We start from the raw sequence: 13136 nt of genomic DNA on the forward strand, positions 1-13136 counted from the left end.
GGAATGGATTTTACAAAGGTTACTTCTTCTTCAAAAACTTATGTAGTTCTGCTCATTGTAGCAGTGGCCATACTGTTGTTTACGGCCAGTATTACGTATAAACAAATAAAGAGACTTCAACAGTCTGCAGATGGCATTGCCTTGACCTTAGAGGTCGATAATGGTATCGAGAAATTATTTTCGCTATATGCGCGAATGGAATCGGAAAAATTCAGGACTATTCTTTTAGGGGAAGAACTTTCAAATTCATCGTGGCAAGACTATAAGTTGGCAAGTACCACGGCGTTTAATGACCTATACATTATTTTAGAAAATAATGAAGTTCAAAAAGAAAGACTCGACAGTATAGGTCATTTGCAAGAGACGTTCTACGAGGCGTTGATCGATTTTGAGAATAGCACACCTCAAAAATTGAACCGGGCGAGTACGCACAAAAAACTAATGTTAATTTCCGAGACATTAGAAAAGATACGGGCAATTAAAGACCAGATGTTATTGGAAGAGCATAGGGTCATGATCCAAAGAAAAGTCGATTATGCTTCACGAAGGTCGCTGACACCATTAACCTCGTTACTCATGGCATTTTTTGCCCTGGTAGTTTTCGGGCTTTCTTTCACTAAAATATATGCCAACAAAAGGCGGCTTCGGGCTTCCGACGCCTTTATGCGAAATCTTCTGGCAAGCACTGATAATATAGTCAATTATTACGAACCGATATATGATGGTTCTGAGAACATAGTCGATTTTCGAATTGTTTTTGCCAATGAGTGCAACAGGGATTATTTAGGGTTGCCCCCGGAGGAAATTATGGGAGAACGTGTTTCAAAAGTATTTCCGCATTTCTCGTTGAACGGAGAGTTTGAAGATTTGGTACGGAGTTTTGAGGAGCAGGAAAAAGTGGGTTTTGATCGAGAGCTTTCTATTAATGGCAATAAAATGTGGTTCAAATCAATTGTCAATCCCGTATCTAAGGGGATAATGGAAACGGCTAGAAATGTTACCGTTGAGAAAGAAGGGGAAGAAAAGTTGCGGTTGGTAAATCAAGAACTGGTAGGTCAAAATCGGGTACTGAAAGACACCGAATCGTTTTTGGCGGGTATCTTGCAAAGTACCGAAAATGTTATTATGTCTTTTAAACCGATAATTGATGATTCAGGATTTATTATCGATTTCGAATTTTTGTTCATAAATGAACAAATTCAAGATGTTCTTCAAAAGACACCAATCGATATGGTCGGTAAAAGGGTTTCGGAAGCAACGCCAACAATTTTTACCACGGGTGTTTTTGAAAAGATGGTTACGTGTTTCATGGAGGATAAAAAAATGGAATATGAAACCTCATATGAAAAAGATGGCCGGAAAATGTGGTTTCATGGTACGGCTATTAAATGTGATGAGAGTATTACGATAACCTCCAGGGACATCACAAAGGAGAAGAAATCAAAAAGAAAAATTCAAGAAGTAAACGAAAAGTTACGGGTGCAAAACTCCATATTTAAAGATGCCGAAAATGTTGCGAGCATAGGTAGCTATATGTGGTATCTTGATGACGGCAGTGCTAACATATCCGATAATTTCTACAATATTTTAGGATATGAACCAGATTCTTTCGAAGTTACTTTTAGTAATTACAGAGAATTTGTTCATCCAGATGATTTAGAAAAATATGATACTTTGGGCCGCCAGACCACTGAAAATGGACAGTCGGAAGTTCATGATTATAGAATCATATCGAAGGCGGGAGAGGTAAAGCACCTGCATTTAGAGGGTAGGTTTATTAAACGAAATGGTCGGCCGGTATCTGTGGGGGTTGTACAAGATATTACCAATATGGTAAAAGCAGATGAAGATTTGCGTGCGCGAAATTTTGAGCTGAAACGTAACAATGCAGAATTAGAGTCTTTTAATAGGGTAGCTAGCCATGATTTACAAGAACCGCTGCGCAAAATACAATTGTTTCTTTCACGTATCGACAATGAAAACCTTAGCAGACTTAATGAAAAGTCACGCAGTTATCTTGGCAAGGTGAATAATGCGGCAAATCGTATGCAATCCCTTATCCGTAATTTGTTGACCTATTCGAGAATTGATGTGACCCATGATGATTTTGAAAAGGTCGACCTGAACTTGGTACTTGAAAAAGTTGAAGATGACCTAGCCGTTAGAATTAAGGAAACCAAGGCAACAATTACTTGTGAAAAACTGCCAACGATAAGGGGGGTCGTTTTTCAGATGGAACAACTGTTCTCGAATTTGATTTCGAATGCCTTAAAATATCGAGATACCAAAGTCGATTTGAAAATTGTTTTGAAATGGGAAAAAGTTCATAGAGAACAGGTACCGCAAAACTTTATTAAATCGAGCAAGCATTATCATAAGATTACTGTTTTAGATAATGGTATCGGCTTTTCTTCCGAAAATTCAGAAAAAATATTTGAAGTCTTTCAGCGCTTACACCAGAGAACAGAATATTCGGGAACGGGCATCGGCTTGGCAATATGTAAAAAAATTGCTGAGAACCACCACGGTTTCATTTATGCTACCGGTGAACTTGGTAAAGGTTCGGCGTTTATTATCTATTTGCCAAGTTAGCCATATTTATGCCATAGTCGTTCCAGCATCTCTCAACGCGTTTTTATACAATTTCTTCTTTTTCTATTCACGGTATCACCCCAATTAAGAATTTTTTAACGGCATTTTGACCCGAAAAGAATAATTCTATAACACAATACGAAAATTGTGTAAGACAGAACATGGTCTTCCTATCGATCTTTACAGTATTAATCTCAATAACTCCGTTGAACGTTCAAAATAATCGGATAAAGTACACCAAAATAGAGATGTGAAAATGAAAAATCTATTAAAGTTAAAATTGAGAAAGTACATGTGTATGGTTCATTTGAACCAAAAAAATGAAACCCGAACCGAAAACGGAACGGATAATTTCATTATGGGAATGACGAATCAATCCAGAAGTCCCTTGAGTGATCGAACCCAAGCACCAATGAAGCCATGAAACCAGTTCAAGCCAATGTCTAAAATACTTTATTTAATAATTGTATTGTGCTTGATAAGTTGGGCGGTAGGCTTTTTTATGTTCAGTTTGGGAATCGTTATTCATATTTTATTGGCAGTGGCCGTAATCATAGCCATTATGCAAGTACTTCGGAATAAGTAGATGAGGTCTTTGAATTATTAACTTTTAAAAAAAACAACACCATGAAATCAATAGTTTTAGAAACAGCCAAGATAAAAGTAATGTTAAATCAACTTCAAGAGAGTCTGGGAGGACTTTTGAAGGTAGATTCAAAAGAACATATTTTAAGTTTAGATAACGAAATAGGATGTGGACAAATAAAGGGACAGACCTTTAAAGGAGGCTTGTCATATTTGGAGTTCGACATGGTTTTTTCGGAAGATTTTGTCTTGGTCACACAAACACCCGAGCATGCCCCTATCTGCTTTGCCTATTGTTCTAAAGGAAAGGTAGGTCATAGTTTTGGCCAGTCTGGCCCCGTACGTGAGTTGGAGACTTTTCAAACTGGAATTTTAACAAATGAGGCATATCAAGATAACGTACTGTACTTTAAGAAAGATGTAAACCTTAAAACATCACTCATCGTGGTCAGTACTTCTAACGCCGCCGCAACGAAAAAGAATTCTTATAATTATAGAATGAAGCAACTGTTTTATAAGGACAATGTTTCTGAAAACTCCCTCTATATCGGTTCGTACAACCTTAAAATAGCCGAGAAGTTTGAAGAACTGAATGCTATTTCACAAAAAGGAATTGTCAGAAGTTTGTTGATTGAAGGGTTCGTGCACATGATTTTGGCTTTGGAAATGCAACAGCATTCCGATGATCTCGAAAGTGAAGCTAATAAAACAGGCTCATTGAGCCTTAAAGAAATGGATGCGGTTCGTGAACTTTCCAAATTTATAAATAACTATCCCGAAACGCAATTGTGCATTAAGAAATTGAGTCGCAAGTCTGGCCTTTCCCCATCAAAATTACAGGAAGGTTTTAAACTGATGCATAGCCGTACGGTAACTGACTATATTAGAGAGGTACGTATTAAGAAATCGGAAGAGCTTATTAAGAACACTGATTTGAACATTTCCGAGGTAGTTTATAGTATTGGTTTTACAAGTCGAAGCTATTTCTCGAAAATATTTAAGCAAAAGTATAACTGTAGTCCGAAACAATATAAAGACAATCAAAACAGCGTAGCTGTTATGGCATAAACAAATTTTAAGATCCCCCAAGAAACCAGTCTATAACAGGCTGGTTTTTTTTATGGTTATACCTTGCGCTACTAAACATATTTTTTTAGCTGAATATTAGTAAATGTCGTGCCATAAGCAAAAATAAGAGGTAGTCTTCTTCCGTGGGGAACAAAATGATTTATAATTTGACTCCAAGGAAATTGTCGGAACGATTAGACCATAAAATGGTTTTTAAATTTCGTTAATCGCTTTTTTATTTAACCGGACTTCCGCCAATTTACCCATGATGTTATCGGCATCGTATTCTTCGTTTAAACTGTCTTGTAACTTGTTGGCAATAGCTCGGTAACCCAATTCCCGGGCATAACGAATGGCCGTTCCATATCCTGAAATTTCATAATGTTCTACGCGTTGGGCCTCTGCCATCAGGCCGATATCTATCACTTCGTCATCTTCCGCTTGGCTAATGAATATTTTGACCTCTTTGATAAGTCCTTCCATCGTTTTGCAGGTGGCTTCTTGAGGTGTGATATGCAGCTCATCTAAAATTGCCTCCAAGCGGTTCTTTTGCTCTTTGGTCTCCCTCAAATGATTTTCGAATGCTCTTCTAAGTTTGTAATCGCTGGCCATTTTTGCCATCGTCGATAAGGCCGGGACCAATTGAATTTCTACACTATATAAGTCTTTAAGCTGATGTTCAAATAAATCTTCCAATGTTTTCATAGTTAACCGTATTCACTTGTTGATTAATCTTATATACTAATGTAAGGTGTAAAATAGGGAAGCCTTGCCTTGATAGGCTAAAACATTGATTCTAAAATAATTTGGTTTGATGGGGGGAGGGAGGAATGTGTTTTTTAATGCAATCCATACTTATTTTACTTCGAACGCTTTTCTCTTTTCCTTGCGATTCCCTTTTTGTGTAATTTTAACTATAAAGCCTTTAAAAACATGCAAAAGCCGAACGAAAGATTGAAAGACCAAACCTGTATTGTAACGGGTGCAAGTTCCGGTATCGGAGCGGCTATAGCCAAGGCTATGGGAATGGAAGGGGGTAATGTGGTCGTCAACTATCGCAAAGATAAAGAAGGAGCAGACGAGGTCGCCGATTGGATAGCTAAAAATGCTTCCTGTGGAAATGCCATAAGCTTTCAATGCGATGTTAGTAAAGAAGATGAGGTAAGGGCAATGTTCAAAAAAACAATCGATCATTTTGGTACGGTCGACGTTTGTGTTGCCAATGCGGGAATTCAAGAAGATTATCCGCTTCATGAGATGCCATTGGCCGCCTGGCAAAAGGTCATTGATGTGAATTTGACGGGACAATTTTTGGTTGCAAAAGAAGCAATATCTGAATTTCTTAAAAGAGGCATGCGTCAAGATGTTTCCAAATCGCTAGGAAAAATTATACACATAAGTTCGGTACACGAGGAAATTCCTTGGGCCGGCCATGCAAATTATGCCGCCTCTAAAGGGGGGCTTTTAATGCTTATGGAAAGCATCTGTCAAGAATATGCCCACCAAAAAATACGCTGCAACAGTATCGCCCCAGGAGCAATCAAAACTGACATCAATAAAGCAGTATGGAGTTCAAAAAAAGGAATGGATGATTTGTTAAAGCTAATTCCCTACAAAAGAATCGGAATACCTGAAGATATAGGAAGTGTAGCCAGTTGGTTGGCTTCAGATGAATCGGAGTATATCAATGGTACGACCATTTTTGTAGATGGGGGTATGACTTGTTATCCGGGTTTCACAACAAATGGATAAATATTTAACCAATTAGTATGAAAAAAAATAGCGAAAGATGGGAAGATAGGGCCGAAAATCTTCTTGCAGAAATTAGAGCGGCCAAGAAAGCATATAGTGTGTTTGTAACCTCTGATAGGTATCCGCACAAGCAGCACTTCTTTAAAAAACAGTATTTTAGGTTGAAGGCATTTGTCAGTATTCTTGAAGATGAAATGGAAACTGTAAATGGAAGCAATAGGTTAGAAAACCCCAATGACCAGCATATATTTGAAAAAATGGAATTTCAAATATTAGAAGGCAATTTGACAGATGTCGAGGTAGATACCCTGATTGTTCAAAAAGAGCAAGAGCTTCTTATTTTGTACCAAGAAGTTTTGGGCCTTTATATTCCTGATGTAACAAAAGCCATATTACAATCACAGGCCGAAGAATTGAATAATGATCTTCAAAAATCAAAAGCAGACTTAAGAACCATAGTCGGAACTATGTGAGTGCAATAGGATTTTAAAAATATATAAGGAATGAAAAAATTAATAAGAGTACTTCTTGCCGGTTGGGGAGCAAAAAAAATCGGTGGTGGTAAATGTGGTTGTGTCGGAGCGGTAATCGTATTTATAATTTTATATTGGTTATTAGGCTATGTTCTAAATTGACCAGTTGGATCAAGTGCGGATGGTTATCCTGATGAGAACATCATTTGTGTTAAAACTTAGAGGTATTGAATCAATCTGGTTAGGCCACAAATGATACTTTAGCTACTCATATGTAGGTTAAGATTTCACTTTTATTAATAGAAGTGATTTGTATGAAGGTTTGGAAAGGGAATGCGGGGGCGCATTCCCTTTCTCTTTTAAAAGCATAAAATGCAATGTTTTTTAAAGGGTAGCGGTTACATTCAAAAGGTGGTTACCAGTTATCGAATAAATAGTACCGCTACTTGGGTTGTAGGAATTGATTATTTGATTACAAACTCTGGCAAGTCGGTATTCCCTTTTTCTAGGGAAATAATGGTACGTTCGATAAAATACTTTAACTGATCGTACGATGACGGTTTTTGCAAATAACGATCTGCACCTTTTTGTTGCAAGAGTTCCACCTTGTATTCGTCAAAAAATGTGGAGTAAATAACTATGGGAATAGCATAAAGTTGGGGCTCACGCCGAATGTCGGCCAAGCATTCCTCTCCATTCATAAGTGGCATATTCAAATCGAGAAAAATCACGTCAGGTAAGTTTTGATCATTGTCTAAAAGGTTTGCCATTAAATCGACTCCGTTATTAAAGGTCGCTATTTTAGTTTTAAGCGATGTCTCTCCAAGAGCTTCGGAAAATAGTTCCCGGTCGTCTTTGTCATCATCTACTAAATAGATATAACGAGGTTTTTCTTTCATGTTAGAAGTACGTTGCATGTGTATATTAAAAAGTTAAAATTACTATGTAATATGATTTGGTTATGGGCACATATTGTTGCCAACGTTGAAAGTGGCTCCTGTTTGTTGAACGCTGCAATCATCGATACCTGTCGTTTCCGAAATTTGTGATGTTTTGGCGCTTAATGATTTTTTTTCCATTTTACATACGCTTCGTACTGTGACTCCGAAAGAATAGATTCTAATTTTTTGTCTTGATCATCCTCTAAGTCTCTTCCTTCCGTGGGCTTATAATTTCTCATTGCGGTTCTAAATTGTTGAATTTGTGCTTCGGTCATTTTAAGATCCGTATACATTTTTTCAAAATTAGTGGTTTCGGTGTCAATGTTGCTTGCTGCGTTCATCATGGCATTTGATGCCGCCCCGGTTGACCCACTACTCTGATTGACAATATTTCCGCTGGTTATGCTCGTTCCTTCGATGTTCTCGTTGGTGTGTTGGTCCCTGGTCGAACTCGAAGTTTGATCGGCAAGGTTTAAATCGGCTCCAGTAGTGCCTCTATTAGCCGCTAAAACGTTTCCGGTTTTCGGGGTATTCTCAGATGATGCCTCTTCATTGTATGTTGTTTTACCATCTACGGTTTGGGTGTTCGCCAAACTATCTTTGGCCTTTTTGTCTTTAACGCTTTTACACGAAAAAAAGACGGTCAACAATAATGCGATTAAAATTCCTTGTGGTTTCATTCTAATTGTTTTTCAACTTTTAATAAAGGTAAATCTTCGGTGCTGTTAGGGTTGACTTTATCGCATAATAAATTGGCCGTATTGCAGCGTGAATGGGCACTCTATCATTACCTTAGGGTATCACCCCTATGCTGCACCAAATACCGGCATAGCATGTTCGTAGCGCTAGTGCTATTTATAGGTTCGATGCAGCTAGAAAACAATTTAGTTTTTAGCCATCTTTCTGCAAGCCTCTGCACAGATTGTACAAGATTCCGCACATTTGGCACAGTGTTCATGCGGGTGTTGTCCGCATTGTTCTGCACACCATTCACATATTTCAGAACATAATTGGCAATATTCCTTCGTAAACGGACTATTGGCCAATAAATGGGAAATACATGCATTGCAGGTTTCCATACAAAGTATACAACAGGTAGGGCAGTCATTCATACTTTCTTTGCCCGCCATTTGAATCAAGCAATTCTTACAGTCTATTAAACATTCTTGACAGGCTTTGATACACTCTTCATAGGTAGTTAACATTTTGGCGGGTTTTATAATTTATATTAAAAATAGTTATGGTGACGTGAGTAGGTTTGCTCTAAAAGAAGATTCATGAACTCGAAAGCACCTATTAACCATTTGTCAATTGAAAAATAATGTTAATTTTAGGCGCTCTTCGAATCAACAAAAAGGCAATTATGCGAGAAATGGATAAAGTGATACCGAATTTGGCACATAGGGGTATTTATGTAGGTAGATGTTTTGTATCGGAGACATACGCATATAAAGGTATTGCCGGACCCCATGTCGTTTTGGTGAAGAACAACGAGGTTTTCGATTTATCAGAATATTTTAACTCAACGGCACAGCTTATCAATACTCCGAATATCATCTCCAAACTACGGAAATTAGAACAGTTGAAGAGTTTGGGCAAGTTAACCGACATCCTTGAAAATTCTATTTTCTCTGTCCGAAAAAGTGATTTGCCTTATTTTATTGCGCCCAATGACATTCAGGCCGTGAAAGCCTGTGGCGTTACCTTTATTGAAAGTTTGCTCGAGAGGGTCATTGAAGAAAAAGCAAAGGGAGACGCTAGTAAGGCTTCTGAATTACGTGCCGTAATCATCGATAGAATTGGTGAAGATTTGAGCACTGTTGTACCCGGTTCAAATAATGCAATGCTCTTAAAGGAAGAGCTTCAGAATCAAGGGTTGTGGTCACAATATTTAGAGGTTGGAATAGGGAAAGATGCTGAAATATTCACTAAAAGCCAGCCTTTATCATCTGTAGGATATGGTGCGGAAATCGGAGTTTTAGGAGATTCTAATTGGAACAATCCCGAGCCCGAAGTGGTTTTGGCCGTATCTAAAGAAGGCAAAATCATTGGGGCCACCCTTGGCAACGATGTAAACCTTAGAGATTATGAGGGTAGAAGTGCACTGCTCTTGGGAGAGGCAAAAGATCAGAACGGTTCTTGCGCCATAGGGCCGTTAATACGATTGTTTGATGATACTTTTACCTTGGAGACCATCAAAAAGGAAACCATCAATTTAAAAATTACCGGTGTTGATGGCTTTGAGCTTCAGGCGTCTTCACCAATGGGTAAAATTAGTAGGGCGCCAGAAAAACTTGTGAAACAGGCCATAGGTAAAAATCATCAGTACCCTGACGGACTGGTTCTTTTTTGTGGAACGATGTTCGCGCCTACAAAAGACCGCAATATTCCGGGCAACGGGTTCACCCATAAGGTAGGTGACAAGGTCGAAATCTTTTCGGAACATTTAGGCACTTTGGCCAATTGGGTAAATGATTGTGATAAAATAGCACCTTGGGAATGGGGAATTTCATCCTTTTTAGAGTTCCATACAAAAAGAAGTTTGGCATAAGCCAATGAGTTTAGTTTTAATTTAGGGAATACCATTGTAAATTATCTGTAAATGACAAAGAGAAGAAGTTTTATTAAAAAAAGTGCGATGGCTTTCGGAGCCGTTACCATACTGCCAAATCATGTAGTTTTTGGGAAAAAAGCAACCTACAACAGCAAAGGGGAGGTGGTAAAGAAAGGAACCGTATTGCCAAATGACAAGGTAAATATGGGTTTTTGCGGTATAGGCAATCGTGGGGGGCAAATATTCAATGAATTTGTGAAAACAGGTATGGTAAACGTTGCAGTATTCTGTGATACCGATATGGGGGGCAAGCACACGTTGAAGAACCTTGAGGCATTTCCTGATGTGCCTAGATTTCAAGATTTTCGTAAAATGTTGGATGCCACCGCAGGCGATTTAGATGCCGTATGTATTGGTACGCCTGATTTTTCGCATTTTCCTATAGCCATGCTTGCCATGTCTTTAGGTAAAAATGTTTATGTAGAAAAGCCACTCTCGCGCACCTTTGAAGAATCTGAGCTTTTAATGGGCGCCGCTAAAAAATATAATGTAATAACCCAAATGGGTAATCAAGGACATTCGGGAGAGAACTATTTTCAGTTTAAGAGTTGGGTTGAAAACGGAATTATAAAAGATGTGACCAAGGTAACTGCACATATGAACGGTAGAAGACGCTGGCACGGCTGGGATACATCAATGAAGGAGTTTCCCGAAGCTCAAAACATACCGGCTACCTTAGATTGGGATACTTGGTTGGGTACGGCTAAACATCACGGTTATCACGAAGATTTTATAAATGGCCAATGGAGGTGTTGGTACGATTTCGGAATGGGTGCCTTAGGCGATTGGGGTGCACATATTATGGATACGATGCATGAGTTTTTAGATCTAGGCTTGCCATCGGTAATCGATCCTGTAAAAATTGAAGGCCATAATCCATTATTTTATCCGCAGGCATCTACCCTTGACTTTAAATTTCCCAAGCGAAAAAAAATGCCGGCAGTAACGATATCATGGTATGATGGGATGAACAATATTCCAGAGATTCCTGAGGGCTATGGTAAATCGGAACTGGACCCAAATATTCCAGCTGCGAGCAACGGAAAAATAAAACCCAATAAGCTCAACCCGGGTAAGATAATCTACAGTAAAGACTTGACCTTTAAAGGTGGAACGCATGGTAGTGCTCTTTCAATTATTCCTGAGGAAGCGGCTAATGATATGGCGTCGAAGTTACCCGTGGTGCCTGAAAGCCCTTCGAATCATTTTGAGAATTTTGCTTTAGCTTGTCGAGGTATGGAAACAACCCGTTCCCCATTCGAGATTTCAGCTCCGCTGAGCCAAGTTTTTTGCTTGGGAACTATTGCACAGCGACTCAACACAAAGTTGAAATTTGATAGAAAGAAGAAGCGTATCACCAATAATAAACTGGCGAACCAATTACTGGTAGGTGCACCGCCACGCAAAGAGTGGGAGGAATTTTATAAACTCTAAAAATTGATATTTCAAGTTTTATGGGCCGCTTTGTATTAAGGAAATTAATTACTGGCTTTCTGACTCTGTTCGCTTCGACAGGAATCTTGGCTCAAGAGTATACTATAACAGACTTCGGGGCCATGAATGGTGGAAAAATGTTGGCATCATCCGCAATTCAATCAGCCATTGATACTGCCCATAAAAAAGGTGGTGGAAAGGTGGTTGTACCCGAAGGTGTTTTTCTAACTGGCAGTATCGTACTTAAAACAGGGGTTGAGCTACACCTGAAGAAAGATGCCATACTTCTGGGAAGTACGAACCCCTATGATTATAAGGGAATAAATCGATGGAAATCACTGGTTTTGGCAGATGGCCAGAATCATATTGCCATTACCGGGGAAGGCACTATTGATGGTCAGGGTCAAGACTTGGCGTTAAAAGTGGACAGCCTTTTTCATATAGGAAAACTCGATAGTACCAATTATAACCTTCGTAGGAACAGGCCAAGTGAGGTTATGCGACCACAACTTATTGAAGTAGTGAACAGCGAAAATATAACGATATCTGGTATAACGTTGAAGAATGCGGCTTGTTGGGTGCAGACATATGACAAGTGTACAAATCTGATTATCGATAATATTCAGGTCGATAGTGATGCCTATTGGAACAATGATGGCATGGATATTAGTGACTGCAAAAATGTTCGCATAACCAACTGTTATGTAAATGCGGCCGATGATGGAATATGTCTTAAATCGCATACAAAGGGTTTCATGAACGATAGTATTTATATCGCTAATTGTATTATACGATCCAGTGCCAGTGCAATAAAATTTGGTACCGCCTCCGTTGGGGGATTCAAGAATATTACAATAGCGAACATAACAATTTTTGATACTTTTCGATCCGCTATAGCTCTTGAAGCGGTTGACGGTGGCACCATAGAAAATGTAGCGGTTACCAATGTATCTGCGACCACTACGGGGAATGCCCTATTTATTAAACTTGGGCATAGAAATGTAGATGGTAAAGTAGGTGCGATCAAAAATATAAAGATCAAAAATTTGAACGTGCATATCCCGTTCGCCAAGCCAGACCTTAAATATAAAATTAGAGGCCCGGAACCGCCATTTTTTCACAACGTTTTTCCGGCCTCAATTTCTGGGTTGCCTGGGCATGATGTTGAAAATATTACCTTGGAAAACATCGCTATTTCGTATCCCGGACGTGGGAATAAAGGATATGCCCATGTACCGGTTTGGCGCCTTAACTCAATACCTGAAAAAGCCTCCTCGTATCCTGAATTTTCTATGTTTGGTGAGCTCCCATCTTGGGGATTTTATGTGAGACACGCTAGTGGACTGGAAATGAACAATGTAAGGTTGAGCGTTAGAGAGGAAGATTTTCGTCCGGCCTATGTTTTTGATGATGTAAAAGGGTTGAAAATCGACGGTGGTAGCATCACATCGCTATCCGATAATGAGCAATTTGTTATTAAGGATGTTAAGGGTATGAAAGTGAGCAAACTTTCTGTAGATGGACTTGAATTGGAAAAAGTGATGTCTTTTGGTAAAAATTCAGGCATACACGGGGTTGAATTACAAAAGTAACAAGGTTCACTACTACTACTACTACTACTACTACTACTACTACTATTAAAATAAAGTGGGTGTATTCAATTTGTATGTGAATGCT

General features: G+C 38.8%; 11 protein-coding genes. 8 read left to right on the forward strand and 3 right to left on the reverse strand.

Going from position 1 to position 13136, the window contains the following annotated elements; genetic code table 11:
• Window positions 1-3: 3 nt before the first annotated feature.
• Both AACZ88_RS09255 and AACZ88_RS09260 read left to right on the forward strand, forming a co-directional pair.
• The gene (locus AACZ88_RS09255) at window positions 4-2592 is read left to right on the forward strand and encodes an ATP-binding protein (protein ID WP_339709169.1); all 2589 of its coding nucleotides are present in this window, start codon (window positions 4-6) and stop codon (window positions 2590-2592) included.
• 627 nt (window positions 2593-3219) lie between these two features.
• Complete coding sequence (locus AACZ88_RS09260) at window positions 3220-4245, forward strand: AraC family transcriptional regulator (RefSeq protein WP_339709170.1); 1026 nt, start codon at window positions 3220-3222, stop codon at window positions 4243-4245.
• A 213-nt stretch (window positions 4246-4458) separates the two neighbouring features.
• Here AACZ88_RS09260 and AACZ88_RS09265 read toward each other — a convergent pair whose 3' ends face one another.
• A complete protein-coding gene (locus AACZ88_RS09265) occupies window positions 4459-4950 on the reverse strand; it encodes a ferritin-like domain-containing protein (RefSeq protein ID WP_339709171.1) in 492 nt (163 codons plus the stop codon).
• A gap of 228 nt (window positions 4951-5178) precedes the next feature.
• On the opposite strand from AACZ88_RS09265, the gene AACZ88_RS09270 reads away from it, so the two are divergent.
• The 3 genes from AACZ88_RS09270 to AACZ88_RS09280 are packed head-to-tail and all read left to right on the forward strand — an operon-like array spanning window position 5179 to window position 6632.
• Window positions 5179-5997 carry a glucose 1-dehydrogenase gene (locus tag AACZ88_RS09270; RefSeq protein WP_339709172.1) on the forward strand — a complete coding sequence of 273 codons (819 nt, stop codon included), beginning with the start codon at window positions 5179-5181 and terminating at the stop codon, window positions 5995-5997.
• A 17-nt stretch (window positions 5998-6014) separates the two neighbouring features.
• Window positions 6015-6470, forward strand: coding sequence for a hypothetical protein (locus AACZ88_RS09275; protein WP_339709173.1), 456 nt, complete (start codon window positions 6015-6017; stop codon window positions 6468-6470).
• A 30-nt stretch (window positions 6471-6500) separates the two neighbouring features.
• Window positions 6501-6632 carry a hypothetical protein gene (locus AACZ88_RS09280; protein WP_339709174.1) on the forward strand — a complete coding sequence of 44 codons (132 nt, stop codon included), beginning with the start codon at window positions 6501-6503 and terminating at the stop codon, window positions 6630-6632.
• A gap of 302 nt (window positions 6633-6934) precedes the next feature.
• On the opposite strand, the gene AACZ88_RS09285 is transcribed toward AACZ88_RS09280, so the two are convergent.
• Together AACZ88_RS09285 and AACZ88_RS09290 are read right to left on the reverse strand one after the other, a co-directional pair.
• Window positions 6935-7369: a response regulator gene (locus AACZ88_RS09285; protein WP_339709175.1), complete on the reverse strand. Its 435-nt coding sequence runs from the start codon at window positions 7367-7369 to the stop codon at window positions 6935-6937.
• A gap of 161 nt (window positions 7370-7530) precedes the next feature.
• Complete coding sequence (locus AACZ88_RS09290; RefSeq protein WP_339709176.1) at window positions 7531-8091, reverse strand: hypothetical protein; 561 nt, start codon at window positions 8089-8091, stop codon at window positions 7531-7533.
• Between the two features lie 683 nt (window positions 8092-8774).
• Between AACZ88_RS09290 and AACZ88_RS09295 the strand changes: the two genes are divergently transcribed.
• From AACZ88_RS09295 to AACZ88_RS09305, 3 genes are read left to right on the forward strand one after another with little or no spacing between them, the layout of a single operon-like run.
• Window positions 8775-9962, forward strand: coding sequence for a fumarylacetoacetate hydrolase family protein (locus tag AACZ88_RS09295; protein WP_339709177.1), 1188 nt, complete (start codon window positions 8775-8777; stop codon window positions 9960-9962).
• A 51-nt stretch (window positions 9963-10013) separates the two neighbouring features.
• On the forward strand, window positions 10014-11459 hold the full coding sequence (locus AACZ88_RS09300) for a Gfo/Idh/MocA family oxidoreductase (protein WP_339709178.1): 1446 nt from the start codon (window positions 10014-10016) through the stop codon (window positions 11457-11459).
• A 20-nt stretch (window positions 11460-11479) separates the two neighbouring features.
• Window positions 11480-13051 (forward strand): glycosyl hydrolase family 28 protein, encoded by a 1572-nt coding sequence (locus AACZ88_RS09305; protein WP_339709179.1) that lies wholly within the window; start codon window positions 11480-11482, stop codon window positions 13049-13051.
• Window positions 13052-13136: the final 85 nt, after the last annotated feature.

This window comes from uncultured Kriegella sp. (assembly GCF_963975415.1).
GTDB lineage: Bacteria > Bacteroidota > Bacteroidia > Flavobacteriales > Flavobacteriaceae > Kriegella.